General features: G+C 61.1%; 17 protein-coding genes and 2 pseudogenes. 13 read left to right on the top strand and 6 right to left on the bottom strand.

Features of this window, described 5'->3' with window-relative positions; translation table 11 throughout:
- Positions 1-120 precede the first annotated feature (120 nt).
- Positions 121-1,836: a copper resistance system multicopper oxidase gene (locus OC445_RS23145; protein WP_198791453.1), complete on the top strand. Its 1,716-nt coding sequence runs from the start codon at positions 121-123 to the stop codon at positions 1,834-1,836.
- 10 nt (positions 1,837-1,846) lie between these two features.
- Positions 1,847-2,674 carry a copper resistance protein B gene (locus OC445_RS23140; protein ID WP_054920222.1) on the top strand — a complete coding sequence of 276 codons (828 nt, stop codon included), beginning with the start codon at positions 1,847-1,849 and terminating at the stop codon, positions 2,672-2,674.
- Between the two features lie 13 nt (positions 2,675-2,687).
- Here OC445_RS23140 and OC445_RS23135 read toward each other — a convergent pair whose 3' ends face one another.
- The 3 genes from OC445_RS23135 to OC445_RS23125 form a co-directional block, all read right to left on the bottom strand.
- On the bottom strand, positions 2,688-3,554 hold the full coding sequence (locus OC445_RS23135) for a DUF6279 family lipoprotein (protein WP_198791454.1): 867 nt from the start codon (positions 3,552-3,554) through the stop codon (positions 2,688-2,690).
- Positions 3,555-3,620: 66 nt separating this feature from the next.
- Positions 3,621-4,343 carry a TorF family putative porin gene (locus OC445_RS23130; RefSeq protein ID WP_057976196.1) on the bottom strand — a complete coding sequence of 241 codons (723 nt, stop codon included), beginning with the start codon at positions 4,341-4,343 and terminating at the stop codon, positions 3,621-3,623.
- Between the two features lie 212 nt (positions 4,344-4,555).
- Entirely contained in the window at positions 4,556-4,735 is a 180-nt protein-coding gene (locus tag OC445_RS23125) for a hypothetical protein (protein ID WP_003193095.1), read from the bottom strand.
- A 324-nt stretch (positions 4,736-5,059) separates the two neighbouring features.
- Here OC445_RS23125 and OC445_RS23120 point away from each other — a divergent pair, with 324 nt between their 5' ends.
- Positions 5,060-5,896 (top strand): S1 RNA-binding domain-containing protein, encoded by an 837-nt coding sequence (locus tag OC445_RS23120; protein WP_054897831.1) that lies wholly within the window; start codon positions 5,060-5,062, stop codon positions 5,894-5,896.
- A 159-nt stretch (positions 5,897-6,055) separates the two neighbouring features.
- Complete coding sequence (locus tag OC445_RS23115) at positions 6,056-6,454, top strand: DUF2177 family protein (protein WP_072447469.1); 399 nt, start codon at positions 6,056-6,058, stop codon at positions 6,452-6,454.
- On the opposite strand, the pseudogene OC445_RS23110 reads toward OC445_RS23115, so the two are convergent.
- Positions 6,398-7,577 (bottom strand): annotated as a pseudogene (locus tag OC445_RS23110) (MFS transporter). The gene OC445_RS23115 and the pseudogene OC445_RS23110 sit on opposite strands and share 57 nt — an antisense overlap.
- A 104-nt stretch (positions 7,578-7,681) precedes the next feature.
- Between OC445_RS23110 and ptrR the strand changes: the two are divergent.
- Positions 7,682-8,575 carry a putrescine utilization regulator PtrR gene (gene ptrR / locus OC445_RS23105; RefSeq protein WP_069557109.1) on the top strand — a complete coding sequence of 298 codons (894 nt, stop codon included), beginning with the start codon at positions 7,682-7,684 and terminating at the stop codon, positions 8,573-8,575.
- Between the two features lie 141 nt (positions 8,576-8,716).
- On the top strand, positions 8,717-8,839 hold the full coding sequence (locus OC445_RS23100; protein ID WP_003193089.1) for a PA1414 family protein: 123 nt from the start codon (positions 8,717-8,719) through the stop codon (positions 8,837-8,839).
- A 190-nt stretch (positions 8,840-9,029) separates the two neighbouring features.
- Here OC445_RS23100 and OC445_RS23095 read toward each other — a convergent pair whose 3' ends face one another.
- Positions 9,030-10,412, bottom strand: coding sequence for a sodium:solute symporter (locus tag OC445_RS23095; protein ID WP_057976190.1), 1,383 nt, complete (start codon positions 10,410-10,412; stop codon positions 9,030-9,032).
- A 162-nt stretch (positions 10,413-10,574) separates the two neighbouring features.
- Positions 10,575-11,525 (bottom strand): agmatinase, encoded by a 951-nt coding sequence (speB, locus tag OC445_RS23090; RefSeq protein WP_034128315.1) that lies wholly within the window; start codon positions 11,523-11,525, stop codon positions 10,575-10,577.
- A 124-nt stretch (positions 11,526-11,649) separates the two neighbouring features.
- Here speB and OC445_RS23085 point away from each other — a divergent pair.
- The 7 genes and pseudogenes from OC445_RS23085 to mazG all read left to right on the top strand — a co-directional run.
- Positions 11,650-11,760, top strand: a pseudogene (locus OC445_RS23085) (outer membrane lipoprotein carrier protein LolA); the annotation flags it as partial.
- A 68-nt stretch (positions 11,761-11,828) separates the two neighbouring features.
- Positions 11,829-12,722, top strand: a complete 894-nt coding sequence (locus OC445_RS23080) for a LysR family transcriptional regulator (RefSeq protein WP_034128316.1) — start codon at positions 11,829-11,831, stop codon at positions 12,720-12,722.
- 7 nt (positions 12,723-12,729) lie between these two features.
- A complete protein-coding gene (locus OC445_RS23075) occupies positions 12,730-13,329 on the top strand; it encodes a tRNA-uridine aminocarboxypropyltransferase (RefSeq protein WP_220382808.1) in 600 nt (199 codons plus the stop codon).
- Positions 13,330-13,434: 105 nt separating this feature from the next.
- Positions 13,435-14,337 carry a cysteine synthase CysM gene (gene cysM, locus OC445_RS23070; protein WP_198791456.1) on the top strand — a complete coding sequence of 301 codons (903 nt, stop codon included), beginning with the start codon at positions 13,435-13,437 and terminating at the stop codon, positions 14,335-14,337.
- Positions 14,337-15,689: a 23S rRNA (uracil(1939)-C(5))-methyltransferase RlmD gene (gene rlmD / locus OC445_RS23065; RefSeq protein WP_198791457.1), complete on the top strand. Its 1,353-nt coding sequence runs from the start codon at positions 14,337-14,339 to the stop codon at positions 15,687-15,689. Before cysM ends, rlmD begins: the two co-directional genes overlap by 1 nt.
- Positions 15,690-15,809: 120 nt before the next feature.
- Positions 15,810-18,053 carry a GTP diphosphokinase gene (relA, locus tag OC445_RS23060; protein ID WP_003193076.1) on the top strand — a complete coding sequence of 748 codons (2,244 nt, stop codon included), beginning with the start codon at positions 15,810-15,812 and terminating at the stop codon, positions 18,051-18,053.
- A gap of 153 nt (positions 18,054-18,206) precedes the next feature.
- The gene (mazG, locus tag OC445_RS23055; RefSeq protein ID WP_034128320.1) at positions 18,207-19,040 is read left to right on the top strand and encodes a nucleoside triphosphate pyrophosphohydrolase; all 834 of its coding nucleotides are present in this window, start codon (positions 18,207-18,209) and stop codon (positions 19,038-19,040) included.
- Positions 19,041-19,043: the final 3 nt, after the last annotated feature.

Genomic DNA, 19,043 nt, shown 5'->3' with positions numbered 1-19,043 from the left:
TGTGCCCCGGCGCCCCCGAGGGAGCCGGGTGAACCTGTCGAATCGGTAATCTGTCGCTAAGGTTGCTGACAGCCGGCGACGCCTAATCTGCTGCCATTCAACTCACGGACTTGAATCGGCATGCACTCCACAACCTCCAGACGCACATTCGTCAAAGGCCTGGCCGCAGGCGGCCTGCTGGGTGGGCTCGGGCTTTGGCGCCCACCTGTGTGGGCACTGACCAGCCCCGGCCAGCCCACGGTGCTCGCCGGCAGCGAATTTGACCTGTTTATTGACCAGACTCCCGTCAACCTGACCGGCCGTGCGCGCACCGCGTTGACCGTCAACGGCAGCCTGCCCGGCCCGCTGTTACGCTGGCGCGAAGGCGACACCGTGACCCTGCGCGTGAAAAACCGTCTTGGCGAGCCCACCTCGATCCACTGGCACGGCATCCTGTTGCCATCGACCATGGACGGCGTGCCCGGCCTGAGCTTCAAGGGCATCGAACCGGGCGGCCTTTACGTTTACCAATTCAAGGTCAAGCAGCACGGCACCTACTGGTACCACAGCCATGCCGGGCTTCAGGAGCAGCAGGGGGTGTACGGCCCGCTGATCATCGATCCCAAGGAACCCGAGCCTTATAGCTACCAGCGCGATTACGTGGTGATGCTGTCGGACTGGACCGACGAAGACCCCATCGCCCTGATGAAGACCCTCAAGAAGCAGTCTGATTACTACAACCTGCACAAACCCACCCTGGGCGATTTTATCCGGGATGTGGGCAAGCAGGGCTGGTCGGCCACGGCTGCCGACCGGCTGATGTGGGCGCAAATGAAGATGAGCCCCACCGACCTTGCGGACGTCAGCGGTGAGACCTACACCTACTTGCTCAACGGCCAGACGCCTGGGCAGAACTGGGCCGGAGTGTTCAAGACGGGGGAAACGATTCGCCTGCGTTTTATCAATGGTTCGGCGATGACCTATTTTGATGTGCGCATTCCAGGGTTGAAGATGACCGTCATCGCCGCGGATGGCCAGCCGGTAAAGCCGGTAAGCGTCGACGAGTTCCGTATCGCCGTGGCGGAAACCTACGATGTGCTGGTCGAGCCTGTGGCAGAGGCCTACACCCTGTTTGCCCAGTCCATGGACCGCACAGGCTATGCCCGTGGCACCCTCGCCCGGCAGATGGGTGCGACCGCCTCAGTACCGCCGCTTGATCCGCGCCCGTGGCTGACGATGGATGACATGGGCATGGGCGGCATGGACCACGGTGCCATGGCCGATATGCCGGGCATGGAAGGCATGGATCACAGCGCCATGGGCGCGATGGCGATGCAGAAACACCCCGCCAGCGAGCAGAACAACCCGCTGGTAGACATGCAGGCGATGAACCCGATGCCCAAGCTGGACGACCCTGGAATCGGCCTGCGCAACAATGGCCGCCGGGTGCTCACCTATGCCGACCTGCGCAGTACCTTTGAAGACCCCGATGGCCGCGATCCCTCGCGCACCGTCGAATTGCATCTCACCGGGCATATGGAAAAGTTCGCCTGGTCGTTCAATGGCGTGAAGTTTTCCGATGCCGAGCCTTTGCAACTGACTTATGGCGAGCGTGTGCGGGTGGTGCTGGTCAACGACACCATGATGGCCCACCCGATTCACCTGCATGGCTTATGGAGCGACCTGGAGGACGAAAACGGCCAGTTCCAGGTGCGCAAACATACGGTCGACATGCCACCGGGCTCCCGGCGCAGTTACCGCGTCACCGCTGATGCCTTGGGGCGCTGGGCCTATCACTGCCACCTGCTGTACCACATGGAAATGGGCATGTTCCGCGAGGTGCGCGTGCATGAATAAGGAAGCGAGCATGAACCGTTGCGTCTCGTCCCTGTGCATCGCCTTCGCCACGCTGGGTTTCGCCCCATGGGCGTTGGCGGCCGAGGATGAATTTCAGGGCATGAGCCCGGCGACGCCAGCGCTGACGCAAAGCCGTACGCCGATTCCGGCGCTGACCGACGCAGAGCGCGCAGCGGTGTACAACGCGCCGGGAGGGCATCAGGTGCACGACAGCGGCGTGAACTCGATGCTGCTGGTCAACCAGTTGGAATGGCAGGGCGGCGACGGCAACGCGCAGAGTTGGGACATCAAGGGTTGGGTCGGCGGTGACATCGACCGGCTGTGGCTACGCAGTGAAGGCGAACGCAGCGCCGGCCGCACTGAAAGCGCCGAAGCCCAAGCGTTATGGGGGCACGCTATCGGCCCGTGGTGGGACGTGGTCGGCGGCGTGCGTCAGGACTTCAAGCCCGGTGCCAGCCAGAGCTGGGCGGCCTTTGGCCTACAAGGCATGGCGCTCTACAACTTCGAGGCCGAAGCCACGTTGTTTGTCGGCGAATCGGGGCATACGGCCGCACGCCTTGAGGGTGACTACGACATTCTGCTCACCAATCGCCTGATCCTGCAGCCCACCGCCGAACTCAATTTTTATGCGCAGAACGATCCGCAACGCGGCGTTGGTTCGGGCTTGGCGGAAAGTGACCTGGGCTTGCGTTTGCGCTACGAAGTTCGCCGCGAGTTTGCGCCTTATGTCGGGCTCAGCTGGAACCGCACTTATGGCCAGACCGCGCAATACGCACGGGACGAAGGCGAAGACGTTAACCAACTGCACTGGGTGGTTGGCGTGCGCCTATGGTTCTGACCGCAAGCATCCATCAAGACTGTGCGCTTTTCAGGCATTTAAGCGCCTGGAAGTCGCTGCGGACCTTGTCGATTTTCTGGGTGAGTTTCAGGCGCTGCGCTGGGGAGCTTTGGGCCATCACGTCCACGAGCAAACTGCGCGCGGCGGCTTCGGTCTGTGCGTAGGCGGCGCGGTATTGCGGGGTCCACAGGCTTTCGCGATCCACCAGCAGTTGCTGGATTTTCTGCGGGAAATCGGCATTGTGGCGTTGTTGCAGCGCCTCGATAAATTGCGCCTGCCAATGGGCGCGGTTGCCGATCCACGCTTGGTTTTGCGCGCCCAACTCGGCCGACCAGGCCGTGACGCGGTTTTGCTGGCCTGGGCTCAACGGGCCGATCCAGGCGTCCAGGCGCTTGCTCATGCGCTGGGCGCGTTCCTTGATCTGCTGGGTCAGCGGCGGCTTGAGGTATTCGTCCTGGCGTTTGCGCAGGTCCTTGGCCAGGGCATCGCTCATGTCCTTGACCTGCTGATCGTCCAGGCCTTGCAGCAATTGCACGGCTGAGGGCGTGATTTCCCGCGCAATCTCGGCAATTGCCTGTTTGGCTTCGACTGTACGGGTTTGCAATGCGGCGTCGGTGACCTGGTTGCTGTCGACCATCTGTTGCAGGCGGTCGAGCCAGTCCAGGTAGCCAGGCAATTGCGTGGTGCAGTGCCAGGCCAGGTGTTCCTTGAGGGTGTCGTTGAACCAGCTCTTTTGCCCGGCATTCATGTCCAGGTAGTCGTTGAGGGTCCAGGGGATGATCACGTCGAGGTTACGGTAGGCCAGGCCCACGCGATTGCAGCCGGCGAGCACCAGGCTCAGGGTCAGCAGTAGCATCAGGAGTTTGAGCCGGCGCAACATGGGCAGGTCCTTGCATGGAGGGCGTTAATACATGTGAACCTGCGCGGGGTGCGACAGTTCAGCCCATCAATAAAACGACCGCGCGGCCTTCAAGGTCAACAGCCCATCACATTGCGAATTGTGTCCGGAGTAGGCCGAGCAGTCACTGCCGCTGAGGCTGGAGCCGCTGTAGATCAGGTCCAGGTCAATGCCTTTCCAGGCCCGGGAAAACTGCACCGACCAATCGCTGAAACTGCTGATGGCGCCGTTCTCTACCGAGACCGGTGTGCCCAGTTGATGGGTGGTGTATTTCATGCTGACGCCGATGCCGAAAGGCTGGGTGCCGCCCAGGTCTGCAAACAGGGTACTGTCCTGGCGGTCGGGGTCGTTGCTGAAAGACACGCCAAAGCGGTTGCCCAACAGGTTCAGCCCGCCGTAGAACTCCTGGCTGTCGAGGGGGCTGAGCTTGGGGTAGCTGTAGTGGATCAAGCCGACTTCATAGCCCAGGGTCTGGTCGAACGGACGCTTGAAGCCCATGTAGGAGTCGACTTCAAGGTTATTGGCCGACGACAGGCCCATGTTCGGGGAAAACTGGCCGAAATACAGGCCGCTGTCGTGGGTAAGGTCCAGGCCTCCGTGGAACGAGTCGCTGCCAGGGGCGGTCGGCTTGACCAGGCCCTGGGCCATGGTGCGGCTGGGGGTTGTACCTAATTTCAGGTCGAAGTCACCCAATTCGCGCTGGAAGATATGCGCTTCGGCCAAAGGGCTGGCGACCAGGATGCTGACCACGAAAATACAGCGTTTAAGCATGCTTCACTCCATGAAAAGCGAGGAGCAGTAACGGAAAGATTCAGGCAGATGCCCGTGCTAGACGTGTGCAAGGATACCGGCGAATGCCAGGCATTGAGGCCCGTTCGTCGATTAGCTGCGTATTGAGGGTGTCGGGAGGGGGTGGCAACTCTAGTCCTAGCGCCTCGAAGGCAAGACGCTTAGGGACCAGATGCAGTGCGCGGGTATGACTATTACTTCTTGCCCAGGCTGATCTGCTTGGACGGGCCGAAAGTCTGGCCGCTCACGCCCTTGGCAATTTGCTGGATTTCGCCGCCGGACTTGAGGAACGCAGCAATCTGGCTATTGATCGATTCGCTGGTTTCAACGGCGGGAGCTGGCTTTGCTTTGCTGTTGGATGCTTTTACACGCATGGCGGCCACTAACCTGTAGAAAATTAACTTGGCCAGCTATCGTACAGGAAATACTTGACAATTGCTTGGCAAATATCCCTCGAGAATAAGTGCTCGCGGCTGGAAATAGCCGAAGTTCAGCGCTGAAATAAAGCGCTAACTTACTGTTTTAGCTGGAAACCCAAGGCTTGTGGACACGCTGATGGCCTGCTCAAAGTGAACCGAACGATCAGACGAGTGGGGCGATGCCACTGGAACGCCATGCCAGCCCGCGATTTTTCAGGCGTGTGCGCGTGCAGGGCACAACTCGGGTAGAATGCCGCCCACGCAATGAGGGTATTGGAAATGGCTTTAGTCGGGCGCTACAACAGCTTGCAAGTGGTCAAGCACACTAACTTTGGTTTGTACCTCGATGGTGCGCAAGATGGGGAAATCCTCTTGCCTAATCGGTATATCCCTAAAGATATTCCCAGTGAAGATGAAGACTGGCTCAACGTTTTCATTTATCTGGACAGCGATGACAAACTTATCGCCACCACCGAAAAGCCCAAAGTTCAAGTCGGTGAATTCGCCAGTTTGAAAGTTGTGGAAGTCAACAGCATTGGCGTCTTCCTTGATTGGGGTTTGCCCAAGGATCTGCTGCTGCCTTATTCGGAAGAAAAACGCCAGATGACCGCGGGTGAATATTGCGTGGTGCACGTCTACCTCGACAAGCACACCAAGCGCATCACCGCCACCGCTCGCCTTGACCGTTACCTGGACAAGACGCCGGCGAACTATCAGGTGGGCCAGGAAGTCGACCTGCTGGTGGCCGAAGCCACTGACATGGGCTTCAAGGCGATCATCAACAACAAGCACTGGGGCTTGATCCACAAGAACGAAGTGTTCAAGTTCCTGCGCCCGGGCAAGGAAGAGAAGGGCTTTATCAAAGAGATCCGCGCCGATGGCAACATCAGCCTGAGCCTGCAGCCGGTGGGCCAGGAAGCGGCCTCCAGCCTGAACTCGAAGATCCTCGCCAAGTTGCGCGACAACAATGGCAGCCTGCCGGTCAGCGACAAAAGCGACCCGGCGGTGATCAGTAACTTGTTCGGCGTGAGCAAGGGCAACTTCAAGAAGGCCATTGGTGCGCTCTACAAGCAGGGCCAGATCGTGATTCATGCGGATCGCATTGAACTAAGCTGAGTACGCTTCGCTCTCCTGTAGGAGCGAGCTTGTTGTGGCGAGGGAGCTTGCTCCCGCTCGACTGCGTAGCAGTCGCAAGCTTTTTTGGGGGCGCTTCGCACCCCAACGCAAGCAAGCTTGCTCGCCACAACAAGCTTGCCTTCACAGTAGGGCTTGCTCATGTCAAGAAAGTCGTTGTATGCCTACCTCGGTACCTTGCTCGCCTTCCTGGTCCTCGACGGCCTTTGGCTCGGTGTGCTCATGGGGCCCACCTACAAATCCCTGCTTGGCGCGCTGATGCTTGATCAGCCACGCCTGTTGCCTGCCGTATTGTTCTATCTCCTGTACGTCCTCGGTTGCGTGGTGCTGGTTATCTTGCCCAGCGCCAGTTGGCAGCGCGCTGCGCGTTTGGGCGCCTTGCTTGGCCTGGTGGCCTACGGCACCTATGACCTGAGCAACTGGGCCACGCTTCAAGGCTGGTCCGCTGGGTTGGCGCTGATGGACATGGCGTGGGGCACGTGCCTAACCGCCATTTGCTGCACTGTTGGCCATTTGTGTGCAAATCGGCCGTGGCGGTAGAGGGTGGTTGATCAGTACTGAACCGGCTAATAACAACCCGGTACCGGCAACGACCAACGCCGGTTGCAGGCCGCCACTGAGATGGCTGCTGACCGATGCCAACAGGGGGCCGCTCAATTGGCCGACGGCGAAGCTGGCGGTCAACAACCCCGTGCTGCGTTGGTAGCCATGGGGCGCGACCTCCCTTAATCGCGCCATCACCAACTGCATGCAGGCCAGAAATGGCGCACCGCACAGTAAAACGCCCAACGCCAAGCCCCAGCCATTGCCGAATAGGCAGGCGAACACCCCTGCCGCTTGCAGCCATAAAGTCGCCATCAGCCAGCGACGGGTGGTGTTCGGGTGCTTGCGGCGCAGGCTGGCCACCCCCACTCCCCAGCGCGGCCGCCAGGCCAAAGCAGGGCCAGAACAAGTCGGCCTGCCAGGCCCCGTGGAATTGTGCGCTGGCCATTTGCGACAGAAAGGTCGCCGGGATGATGTAGCCCAGGCCGTACAAGAAATAGATACAGCACAAGTGCGCGATGCTGCCGTTGCTCCCCGCGCTGGTGGGCTGTGTCACGGTGAGGGTCGGCTTGGGTAGAAACGGCAGGATCGCCAGCAACATCACCAGCGCCACCGTCCCGTAGATCAACCACAGCGCGGCAGAGCTTTGCCCTGATAGGTTCGACACCAGCGCCAGCAGCCCCGTCAGCACAATCCCCAACCCCGGCCCAGCAAACACCAGCGCACCCAGGCGCGGGCGGCCGGCGGCAATCGCCAGTGGCTGGCTCAGGCTGGTAATCATCACCAGGGCCCAGGCACTGGCGACCCCGGTGCCGAAACGCAGCAACAAATGCGGCCAGAACCCGTTAGCCCAGTAGGACGCCAGGGTCAGCAATACGCACAACCACAGCCCGCCGTAGAGGCGCCCGCGCACATGCTGATGGCTGCGGGCAAAGATCGAGTCCACCGCGCCGACAAAATAGCCCAGGTAATTGGCGGCTGCGATCAGGCCGGCGCCGGTCAGGTCGATCTGGCCTTCACTGAGCAAATGCGGCATTTGCGGAGTCAGGGCGAAGCGGCCAATGCCCATGGCCATCATCAGGGCGACGAAGCTGGCGAGTAAACGAATCAGCGGGGACATGGTCAGGTTTCCTGCAAAGAAGCGAATGCCTTGCAGGCTAAGACGGATTGACTTTCTGTAAAATTGAATAATAGTGAGTAACTTGTTCAGTTTTGGAGAAAGTAATGGAGTTCAGTCAATTGCGCATTTTCCAGGCCGTGGCGGAAGAGGGCTCCATCACCCGCGCCGCTGAGCGCCTGCACCGCGTTCCCTCAAATCTGTCGACCCGGCTTAAACAAATGGAAGAGCAACTGGGTGTCGATCTGTTCGTGCGCGAGCGCCAGCGTTTGCAGCTTTCTCCGGCAGGCAAGGTACTACTGGACTACAGCACCCGCCTGCTGGCGCTGCACGATGAAGCCCACGGCGCCGTACAAGGCGGGCAACCGGCTGGTGATTTCGTATTGGGCAGCATGTACAGCACCGCCGCGGTTCATTTGCCGAAGCTGCTGGCGCGCTATCACAAGACTTACCCCATGGTGAATCTGCAGGTGCAGTCGGCGCCCAGCGGGGAGTTGCTGGAAGGGCTGATTACCGGGCGCCTGGACGCAGCCTTCGTCGACGGCCCTCTGACCATCGCCACCCTGGATGGCGTACCGCTGTGCGAAGAGCGCCTGGTGCTGATTTGCGAGGCCGATCATCCGCCGGTGCGTGGCCCCCAGGATGTGGCGGGCCGTGCAGTGTTCACGTTCCGGCGCAGTTGCGCCTACCGCACGCGCCTGGAAACCTGGTTTTCCCATGAGCGTGTGGCGATGGGGCGGGCGATCGAGATCGAGTCCTACCAAGGCATGCTCGCCTGCGTGATCGCAGGTTCCGGCGTGGCGTTGATGTCTGAGTCCATGCTCGCAAGCCTGCCCGGCAAGGACAGCGTGTCCGTTCATCCGCTGACTGGGCCTTTTGCCACTGCGACCACCTGGCTGATGTGGCGAAAGGGCATGCTCGGCGCTAACCTCAATGCATGGATCGACCTGCAGCAAGACGGCAACCCGCGATGCGTGCAAGACACACGTGCCATTGCTTGAACGATCCGTCAGGATTCGGATCAATTCAGTAATAGTTCGTTGTGGTTTCCTTCAAGCATTACCTAGGACTTAGGGCTACTATCACTGTAGGAAACGGCGACAGAACTCACGCCGGCCAGCACTACCCTCAAAGGGGCAATCATGAAAGAGAAAATCCAGAACTGGCTCCACGACCTCGGCGTTGCATTGGGCTTGATCGAGCCTCCGCTGCAACCGGTGCCGATTCGCACGGATGACGAGCAACGTCGGCCACGTCGCCGCTAATCACGCGGTCTAAAAAATGTGGGAGCGGGCTTGCTCGCGAATAGGGTGTATCAGCCAAAATAAGGTTGAATGACACACCGCTTTCGCGAGCAAGCCCGCTCCCACAGTTGTTTTGCACCAGGCGAAAAAAAACGGGCGCGACCTCCGACGTCGCGCCCGCTGAAGAAAATATCCCCGTCCCTGTTATAGCTCAAACCACCGCAGCCGCCACCTTGGCCGGCCGACGCGACAGCAAACTCACCAGTACAAAGCTCACCAGCGCCACCGCCAGGCTGTAGTAGATCGGCGTATTTGCATCCAACCCATCCTTGAACATAAATACCAGCGCGGTCACAAAGCCCAGGCTCATGGACGTGATTGCGCCCGAGGTGGTCGCGCGCTTCCAGAAGATCGCGCCGATCAAGGGCACCAACATACCGCCCACCAACAGGTTATAGGCCAGGGTCAGGGCGCTGATCACATCGTTCACCACCAATGCGATACCCAGCACGGCAACGCCGGTCAACAGGGTGAACAGGCGGTTGATGCGCAGGCTCGACGCCTTGCCGCCGCGCAGGCGGGGCAGCAGGTCTTCGGTCAATACGGTGGAGGCGGCGAGCAGGCCGGCGCTGGCGGTGGACATCATGGCGGCCAGCGCGGCGGCGATGACCAGGCCGCGAATGCCGTCCGGCAGCGAAGCTTTGACGATCGCGGCGAAGGCATTGTTGACGTTGTCCAGGTCCGGGATCAGCACATGGGCAGCCATGCCGATCAGCGCACAGGCCAGGCCGTACAGGATGCAATAGAAGCCGGCAAAAGTGCCTGCGTACTGGGCGACCTTTTCGTCACGGGCGGTGAAGACCCGTTGCCAGATATCCTGGCCGATCAGGATGCCGAAGAAGTAGATCATGAAGTAGGTGATGATCGTGTCCCAGCCGATCGCGGTGAAGCTGAAGTTTGACGCTGGTAGCTTGGCCACCAGTTCATCCCAGCCGCCGACGCGGTACAGGCAGATCGGCAACAGGATGAACATCAGGCCGACGGTCTTGATCACGAATTGCACAATATCGGTGAGGGTCAGCGACCACATGCCACCGATGGTCGAATACACCACCACCACGCCGCCGCCCACCAGTACCGACATCCAGAACGGCAGGTCGAACAGCACTTGCAGCACGGTGCCGATGGCCAGGATCGAGGTCACGCCGATCATGAGCGCATAGGCCAGCATGATCACCGCGCTGGCCTGGCGGGCCATGGGGTTGTAGCGTTTTTCCAGGACCTGGGTGACGGTGAAGATTTTCAGCTTCAACAGGGGCTTGGCCAGGAACAGGTTCAGGGCAATGATGCCCGCGCCGAGCGCGGCGCACAGCCAGAAACCCGAAATACCATGCACATACCCCAGGCGCACGGTGCCGACGGTGGAGGCACCGCCCAGCACCGTGGCGGCCATGGTGCCCATGTACAGCGATGGGCCGAGGTTGCGGCCGGCGACCAGGTAGTCTTCGTGGGTCTTGGCGCGACGCATGCCGTAGTAGCCGAGCACCAGCATGCCGGCGGCGTAGATGAGTACGACGAATAAATCCAAAGCCATGACGGCGGTTCTCCGATTATATTTTTTATGGGCGATCAGGCGGCAGCTGGCTCGGTAAACACGCGAGCGAAAGTCAGGTACATCGTTGTCGGGGATCTGTGCGACCCCCTTGGTTGTGAGTGTGAAGACGCGGTTTTTATCGTTCGCAGCGCGTTCGCCTTATCAGCGATGCGCGACGCCAGGCAGTACGCAGAGCATCTCGTACAGCAAGTTGGCGCCCAGCAACGAGGTATTGCCGGTGGTGTCGTAAGGCGGCGAAACTTCTACCAGGTCGCAACCAATCAGATCGAGGCCCTGGCAGCCACGGATGATTTCGATGGCCTGGATGGTAGTCAGCCCGCCGATTTCCGGGGTGCCGGTGCCGGGTGCCCAGGCGGGGTCGATGCCGTCGATGTCGAAGCTCAGGTACACCGGGCCGCCGCCGACTTTTTCTCGCACTTCGGCCATCAGCGGCGCGAGGGAGTGATGCCAGCATTCTTCGGCCTGGACCACGCGGAAGCCTTGCTTGCGGCTCCAGTTGAAGTCTTCGGCGGTATATCCCTGGGCGCGCAGGCCGATCTGCACCACGCGGTCGCAATCGAGCAAGCCTTCTTCCACGGCGCGGCGGAAGGTGGTGCCGTGGGCAATTTTCTCGCCGAACATATGGTCGTTGACGTCGGCGTGGGCATCGATGTGCACCAGCCCGACCTTGCCATGTTTTTTGTGGATCGCCCGCAGGATCGGCAGGGTGATGGTGTGGTCGCCACCCAGGGTCAGGGGGATGGCGTCGTGCTCGAGGATCTCGTCGTAGGCCTCTTCGATGATGCGCACCGCGTCGAGCAGGTTAAAGGTATTGATCGCCACGTCGCCGATATCGGCCACCGACAGTGAGTCGAACGGTGCGGCGCCGGTGGCCATGTTGTAGGGACGGATCATCACCGACTCGGCGCGGATTTCCCGTGGGCCGAAGCGCGTACCGGCGCGCAGCGAGGTGCCGATATCCAGAGGCACGCCGACGAAGGCGGCGTCCAGGCCCTTGGCGGTTTGCAGGTGGGGAAGACGCATCATGGTGGCGATGCCGGCGAAGCGCGGCATTTCGTTGCCGCCCAGTGGTTGGTGGAAAATCTTGTCCACGGGATTGCCTCATCGTTGTTTTGTTTATTGATGGCCGATTCTGCGAAAAGCCTGGCTTAGGAAGAATCGGCAGAGGCAAATACTTAGTTCAGATTTTTCTAAACTAAAGCCTGAGTTAAACTCCCTGATCCCTGTAGGAGCGAGCTTGCTCGCGAAAAACGTCAACGATGATGCGCAGCCCCAGAATGTACGCGGCGTCCTCAGGTTTTTCGCGAGCAAGCTCGCTCCTACAGTTGATCGTTCCCACGCTCTGCGTGGGGATGCATCCTGTGATGCTCTGCGTCACGCTTCACTGGAGCCCCCATGGCCAACGCCTTGCCCGACCTGAAACTCCTGCGCATCTTCGTCAGCGTCGTGCGCCACCAAGGGTTTGCCAACGCCCAGCATGAGCTCAACCTGTCGACGTCGGCCATCAGCACCTACATGAGCCAACTCGAGTCAGCCTTGGGCCTGGTGCTGTGCCATCGTGGCCGTGGCGGCTTCAGCCTGACCAGCAAGGGTGAGCTGTTTCATCAGGAAACCCTGCGCCTGTTGGGCGAACTCGAAGGTTTCGAGCAATACGCCGCTGCGTTGAAAGGCGAATTGCGCGGCACCCTCAAGCTCGGAGTGCTCGACTCCACCGTCAGCGACAAGGCCTTGCCGTTCGCCGAAGTGATTGGCGCCTACAGCCTGGAGCACCCGGCAGTGCATTTGCACCTGTCGGTGATGAGCCCCTACGAATTGCAACTGGGGGTGCAGGACAACCGCCTGGACCTGGCCATCGGTGCGTTTTCCAACCGCATGAGCGGGCTGGTCTACATGCCGCTGTACCGCGAACAGCACTGGTTGTATTGCAGCACCCGGCACCCATTGTTCAACGAGCGGCGCATCCCGGAACAAGTGATCACCCAGCAACGCATGGTCGGGCGGGGTTACTGGAGCCAGGCGGAGTTGGCGCGCCACGGCTTCAAGCACAGCGCTGCCACGGTGGAAAGTATGGAGGCGCAACTGATTCTGGTGCTGTCGGGCGCTTATATTGGCTACCTGCCCGAACACTACGCCCAGGCCTGGGCTGACAAGGGCGACCTGCGCGTTTTGCTGCCGGCCACCTTCGGCTACCAGGCGCCGTTTTCGCTGATCATGCGCCGTGGTCGTAGCCGCGAGCCCCTGATCCAGACCTTCCGCGATTTGCTCAAGACCCAGCTCAACCAGGCCTGAAAACACCATGTCCCGACCCCATTGCCCGCGCTGCCTGCGCCCGACCACGCACTGCCTCTGTGCGCTGATCCCCCACCTCGACAGCCGCACCCGCGTGTTGCTGTTGCAGCACCCGAGCGAGGTCGGCCATGCGCTCAATACTGCGCGGTTGGCGGCGTTGGGCCTGAACAACGCGCAGTTGGTGGTGGGGGAGGTGTTTGATGACCTTGCGACGCTATTGAACCCGCCTGGCTATCGGGCTCGCCTGTTGTTTCCGGCGGATGATGCCGAGCCGCTGCACGCCTACGCACCTGACGATCAGCCACTGCTGTTGGTGGTTCCCGATGGCACCTGGCGCAAGGCGCGCAAACTGCTGCACCTCAACCCCTTGCTGGCGGCGTTGCCCCGGGTGACATTGGCTGAAGGCGGCGTTTCCCGCTATCGCTTGCGCAAGGCGCCGGGGCCTGGCGCCTTGTCGACGGTCGAAGCGATCACGCAAGCGTTGCAGGTATTGGAAGCGCCGACGTCGTTTGAGCCACTGCTCAAACCCTTTGAAGCGCTGATCGAAGGGCAGATTGCTGCGATGGGCGATGAAGTATTCCGGCGCAACCATGGCGACCCGACATAAACCCGGCTTATGCCTTTAAGCCATAAGCACCACACTTTGCGTGATATGGCCCGCCGGCCTTTCCCGGTATGATGTGCGCCCCGCAGTCTGGATTGCGAATACGCCATGACCTTGCAGTACCCAACAATCGCCGATTGCGTCGGCAACACGCCCCTGGTCCGCTTGCAACGCATGGCGGGTGATACCAGCAATACCCTGTTGCTCAAACTCGAGGGCAACAACCCGGCCGGCTCGGTCAAAGACCGCCCGGCGCTGTCGATGATCGCCCGCGCCGAGTTGCGTGGGCAGATCCAACCCGGTGATACCCTGATCGAAGCCACCTCGGGTAACACCGGGATCGCCCTGGCCATGGCCGCAGCGATCAAGGGTTACAAGATGGTGCTGATCATGCCCGACAACGGCAGCGCCGAGCGCAAGGCGGCGATGACCGCCTATGGCGCCCAGCTGATTCTGGTGACCCAGGAAGAAGGCATGGAAGGCGCCCGCGATCTTGCCGAGCGCATGGCCGCCGAAGGCCGTGGCGTGGTGCTCGATCAGTTCGCCAACGGCGACAACCCCGAGGCGCACTACACCAGCACCGGCCCGGAGATCTGGCGCCAGACCCAGGGCACCATCACCCACTTCGTCAGCTCCATGGGCACCACCGGTACCATCATGGGCAACTCGCGCTACCTCAAGGAGCAGAACCCAGCGATTCAGATCGTCGGCCTGCAACCGATGGAAGGCGCGGCCATCCCGGGTATTCGCCGTTGGCCCGAAGAGTATTTGCCGAAGATCTACAACGCCACGCGGATAGACCGCATCATCGACATGGCCCAGCGCGAAGCCGAAGACACCACGCGCCGCCTGGCCCGTGAAGAAGGCATCTTCTGCGGCGTGTCCTCCGGTGGCGCCGTGGCCGGTATGTTGCGCTTGTCCAAAGAAGTGGAAAACGCGGTGATCGTCGCGATCATCTGTGACCGAGGCGACCGTTACCTGTCGACCGGCATTTTCGACGAACCCAACTGATGGCCAAGCACGAGAGAGGCCTGCGCTTTCAGCCGACGGGCGGCAGCCGGGCACCACAGATACCCGTGGGCAAGAAACAGCGCCTGACCATCGAGCGCCTGGCCAATGACGGCCGGGGCATCGCGTTCTTTGAAGGCCGCACCTGGTTTGTGAATGGTGCGTTGGCCGGCGAAGAGGTGGAAGCACGGGTGTTGGGCGCCCATGGCAAAGTGGTCGAGGCGCGCACCGAGCGGGTGTTCCAGGCGAGTGAGCTGCGGCGCCCTGCGCCCTGCGCTCATGTTGGCCGCTGTGGCGGCTGCAGCGTGCAGCATCTGCCTCACGACCAGCAACTTGCCCTGAAACAGCGCATGCTCGCCGAGCAACTGTCGCGGGTGGCAGGTGTCGAACCGCAAGAGTGGGCCGCGCCGTTGAGCGGGCCGGAGTTCGGTTATCGGCGCCGCGCCCGCGTAGCCGTGCGTTGGGACGCCAAGGCGAAGCAACTCGAAGTGGGTTTTCGCGCCGTGGCCAGTCAGGACATCGTCGCTATCGATGATTGCCCGGTGCTGGTACAGGCCTTGCAACCGATCATGCAGCGTTTGCCAACGATGCTGCGTCGCTTGAGCAAACCGCAGGCGTTGGGGCATGTCGAGTTGTTCAGCGGCTCGTCCATCGCCGTGTTGCTGCGGCATATGGCGCCGTTGTCCGAGACTGACCTGCGGATCCTCAAGGAATTCTGCACCTTCCATGACGCCCAATTGTGGCTGCACGGGGAAGGGCAGCCGGAGCCCGTCGAGCCGGGTCAGGCCCTGGGCTTCCGTTTGGAGGCGTGGGATCTGGAGCTGGCGTACCGTCCGGGCGACTTTGTGCAGGTCAACGCCGGGGTCAATCAGGCGATGGTCGCCCAAGCGCTGCAATGGCTGGCGCCACAAGCCGACGAACGGGTACTGGACCTGTTTTGCGGCTTGGGCAACTTCGCCCTGCCACTGGCTCGCCACGTACGCGAAGTGGTGGCGGTGGAGGGCGTACAGGCCATGGTGGACCGTGCGGCCCTCAATGCCGTCAGCAACCATTTGCATAACGCACAGTTTTTTCAGGCCGATTTGTCCCAGCCTTTGACCGACGCAGAATGGGCCAAACAGGGCTTTTCTGCGGTACTCTTGGACCCACCCCGCGATGGTGCCCTGGAGGTTGTGCGCAAACTTGCCGCCTTGGGGGCCAAGCGCCTGGTGTATGTGTCCTGCAACCCAGCCACGCTGGCGCGGGACACGGTTGAGTTGGTCAAGCAAGGCTACCGGCTAAAGCGTGCCGGGATCCTCGACATGTTTCCGCAGACCGCGCATGTCGAGGCCATGGCGTTATTTGAAGCGGGCTAGGATGCCCGTTTAATCCGACTGGCCTGCGTTCTCCAGGGCCTGAACACTGCCACGGAGCTCGCAGTAAAGTCGGCGATGATTTTGGCGCATCGAAGGTGCGTCGTAGGGAAGGTAAGCAAGATGGTACAGGTGAGAGCACACCAGCCGATCAACACCGACGGCAGTATCAATCTCGAGGCATGGCTGGATCATGCCGTCAGTGTCGACCCGGCACTGGACCGTGAAGCCTTGAAAGCAGCCTGCGAGTTCGCTCGTGAGTCTGAACAGCAAGACAATGCGGCCAAGAACCTGTGGGCCGAAGGCACTTCAAGTTTTCGCACTGGCCTGGAAATCGCCGAGATCCTCGCCGATCTCAAGTTGGACCAGGATTCGCTGATCGCCGCCGTGCTCTATCGCGGCGTGCGCGAAGGGCACATTGCGTTGCCTCTGGTCAGCCAGCGTTTCGGCGCGGTGGTGGCCAAGCTGATCGACGGCGTGCTGCGCATGGCCGCCATCAGTGCCAGCCTCAGCCCGCGTCAGTCCATGGTGCTGGGCACCCAGGGCCAGGTAGAAAACCTGCGCAAAATGCTGGTAGCGATGGTCGACGATGTGCGCGTCGCGCTGATCAAGCTGGCCGAGCGTACCTGCGCGATCCGTGCGGTGAAGACCGCCGATGATGAAAAGCGCAACCGTGTGGCCCGCGAAGTCTTCGACATCTACGCGCCACTGGCCCATCGCCTGGGCATCGGCCATATCAAGTGGGAGCTGGAGGATTTGTCCTTTCGCTACCTTGAGCCCGACCAATACAAACAGATCGCCACGTTGCTGCACGAGCGGCGCCTGGATCGCGAGCGCTTTATCAGCGACGTGATGGGCCAGTTGCGTTCGGAGTTGCAGGCTACCGGCGTGGACGCCGATATCAGCGGCCGCGCCAAGCACATCTATTCCATCTGGCGCAAAATGCAGCGCAAGGGCTTGGCCTTCAGCCAGATCTACGACGTGCGTGCGGTGCGCGTGCTGGTGCCGGAAATGCGCGACTGCTACACCGCGCTGGGTATCGTCCACACGCTGTGGCGGCACATTCCCAAGGAATTCGACGACTACATCGCCAACCCCAAGGAAAACGGCTATCGCTCGCTGCACACGGCGGTAATCGGCCCTGAAGGCAAGGTGCTGGAAGTGCAGATCCGCACCCACGCCATGCACGAAGAAGCCGAGCTGGGGGTGTGTGCGCACTGGCGCTACAAGGGCACCGACGTCAAGGCCGGGTCCAACCAGTACGAAGAGAAAATTTCCTGGCTGCGCCAAGTGCTGGAATGGCACGAGGAGCTCGGCGACATCGGCGGCCTGGCCGAACAACTGCGGGTGGATATCGAGCCGGACCGGGTCTATATCTTCACGCCTGACGGCCACGCCATCGACTTGCCCAAGGGCGCCACGCCGCTGGACTTCGCCTACCGCGTGCACACCGAAATCGGGCATAACTGCCGCGGCGCCAAGATCAACGGGCGCATCGTGCCGCTCAACTACAGCCTGCAAACCGGTGAACAGGTCGAGATCATCACCAGCAAGCACGGCACGCCGAGCCGCGACTGGCTGAACCCGAACCTGGGCTACATCACCACCTCGCGGGCGCGGGCGAAGATCGTCCACTGGTTCAAGCTGCAGGCACGTGACCAGAACGTCGCCGCTGGCAAGACCTTGCTTGAACGCGAACTGGCGCGCCTGGGCCTGCCTCAGGTGGACTTCGACAAGCTGGCCGAAAAGGCCAACATGAAGATCGCCGAAGACATGTTCGCCGCCCTCGGCGCGGGCGACCTGCGCCTGGCGCAACTGGTCAACCTGGCCCAGCAACTGGTCGAGCCGGAGCGCGGCAACGAACAGCTGGAGCTGATCCCGCGCAAAGCCACTGGCTACAAGCCGGGCAAGCGTGGCGATATCCAGATCCAGGGCGTGGGCAACCTGATGACGCAAATGGCCGGCTGCTGCCAGCCGTTGCCGGGCGACGCCATTGTCGGCTACATCACCCAGGGCCGTGGCGTGAGCATTCACCGCCAGGATTGCGCCTCGGTGCTGCAACTGGGCGGGCGCGAACCGGAGCGGATCATCCAGGTCAGCTGGGGTCCGGTGCCGGTGCTCACTTACCCTGTCGACATCATCATCCGTGCCTACGACCGTTCCGGCTTGCTGCGTGACGTCTCGCAAGTGCTGCTCAACGAGCGGATCAACGTGCTGGCGGTCAACACCCGTTCGAACAAGGAAGACAACACTGCATTGATGTCCCTGACCATCGAGATTCCGGGGCTGGACGCACTGGGACGGTTGCTGGGGCGGATTTCCCAGTTGCCGAACATCATCGAAACCCGGCGCAACCGCACCCCATGATTAGCAGGATGACAGCCGACTGACATGTGGAGTTGTTTTCTGTGGGAACTGGCTTGCCTGCGATAGCATCACCTCGGTTTAACTGAAGCACCGAGTCGCAAGCATCGCAGGCAAGCCAGCTCCCACATTGGATTTTCAGCGGAAAGAGATACGATGTATTCACTCGAAGACCTGCTGCACCTGATGAGCCGCCTGCGCGACCCGCAGTACGGCTGCCCGTGGGACATCAAGCAAACCTACGCGACCATCGTCCCGCACACGCTGGAGGAGGCCTATGAAGTGGCCGACGCCATCGAGCGCGGCGACTTTGACCATCTGCAAGGCGAACTGGGCGATCTGCTGTTCCAGGTGGTGTATTACAGCCAACTGGCCCGGGAAGAAGGGCGCTTCGAATTTGCCGGCGTGATCGACAGCATCACTCGTAAGTTGATTCGCCGGCATCCTCACGTGTTCCCAACCGGCGACCTGTACGCACCGCTGGATATCCCGCAGTTGAGCGAAGAACAGGTCAAGGAGCGCTGGGAGCAGATCAAAGCTGAGGAGCGCGCAGAAAAGTCCGACGTTCCCGAGCAACTCTCCCTACTCGATGATGTGCCCACCGCCTTACCCTCGTTGTCCCGTGCGGCCAAATTGCAAAAGCGCGCCAGCCAGGTTGGTTTCGACTGGCCTTCCGCGTTGCCGGTGGTGGACAACGTGCGCGAAGAGTTGGACGAAGTGCTCGAAGCCATGGCCGATAACGATGCGGCGGCCATCGCCGATGAAGTCGGCGACCTGCTGTTTGCCGCGGTCAACCTGGCCCGTCACCTCAAGGTCGACCCGGAAACTGCCTTGCGCGGTGCCAATGCCAAGTTCGAACGACGTTTCCGATTTATCGAACAGGCATTGCGCGATACACACCAACCCATAGAAGATTGCACCCTCGAAGAGTTGGACGCCCTCTGGGGTGAAGCCAAACGTCAGGAAAAGAATGTGTCCAGCTGCGGTTGAGCA

The sequence above is a fragment of the Pseudomonas sp. Pse35 genome (assembly GCF_024519715.1).
Taxonomy (GTDB): Bacteria; Pseudomonadota; Gammaproteobacteria; order Pseudomonadales; family Pseudomonadaceae; genus Aquipseudomonas; species Aquipseudomonas paracarnis.
The sequence above is the reverse complement of the archived record's forward strand: the minus strand, read 5'-3'. Positions and strand labels throughout refer to the sequence as shown.

Coding starts and splice junctions, on each gene's coding strand:
- OC445_RS23145 (WP_198791453.1), top strand. CDS start 121: ATGCACTCCACAACCTCCAGACGCACATTCGTCAAAGGCCTGGCCGCA.
- rlmD (WP_198791457.1), top strand. CDS start 14,337: ATGGCCAAGCACGAGAGAGGCCTGCGCTTTCAGCCGACGGGCGGCAGC.
- OC445_RS23125 (WP_003193095.1), bottom strand. CDS start 4,735: ATGCGTGTAAAAGCATCCAACAGCAAAGCAAAGCCAGCTCCCGCCGTT.
- relA (WP_003193076.1), top strand. CDS start 15,810: ATGGTACAGGTGAGAGCACACCAGCCGATCAACACCGACGGCAGTATC.
- OC445_RS23140 (WP_054920222.1), top strand. CDS start 1,847: ATGAACCGTTGCGTCTCGTCCCTGTGCATCGCCTTCGCCACGCTGGGT.
- OC445_RS23130 (WP_057976196.1), bottom strand. CDS start 4,343: ATGCTTAAACGCTGTATTTTCGTGGTCAGCATCCTGGTCGCCAGCCCT.
- ptrR (WP_069557109.1), top strand. CDS start 7,682: ATGGAGTTCAGTCAATTGCGCATTTTCCAGGCCGTGGCGGAAGAGGGC.
- OC445_RS23100 (WP_003193089.1), top strand. CDS start 8,717: ATGAAAGAGAAAATCCAGAACTGGCTCCACGACCTCGGCGTTGCATTG.
- mazG (WP_034128320.1), top strand. CDS start 18,207: ATGTATTCACTCGAAGACCTGCTGCACCTGATGAGCCGCCTGCGCGAC.
- OC445_RS23135 (WP_198791454.1), bottom strand. CDS start 3,554: ATGTTGCGCCGGCTCAAACTCCTGATGCTACTGCTGACCCTGAGCCTG.
- OC445_RS23115 (WP_072447469.1), top strand. CDS start 6,056: ATGTCAAGAAAGTCGTTGTATGCCTACCTCGGTACCTTGCTCGCCTTC.
- OC445_RS23075 (WP_220382808.1), top strand. CDS start 12,730: ATGTCCCGACCCCATTGCCCGCGCTGCCTGCGCCCGACCACGCACTGC.
- OC445_RS23080 (WP_034128316.1), top strand. CDS start 11,829: ATGGCCAACGCCTTGCCCGACCTGAAACTCCTGCGCATCTTCGTCAGC.
- OC445_RS23120 (WP_054897831.1), top strand. CDS start 5,060: ATGGCTTTAGTCGGGCGCTACAACAGCTTGCAAGTGGTCAAGCACACT.
- cysM (WP_198791456.1), top strand. CDS start 13,435: ATGACCTTGCAGTACCCAACAATCGCCGATTGCGTCGGCAACACGCCC.
- OC445_RS23095 (WP_057976190.1), bottom strand. CDS start 10,412: ATGGCTTTGGATTTATTCGTCGTACTCATCTACGCCGCCGGCATGCTG.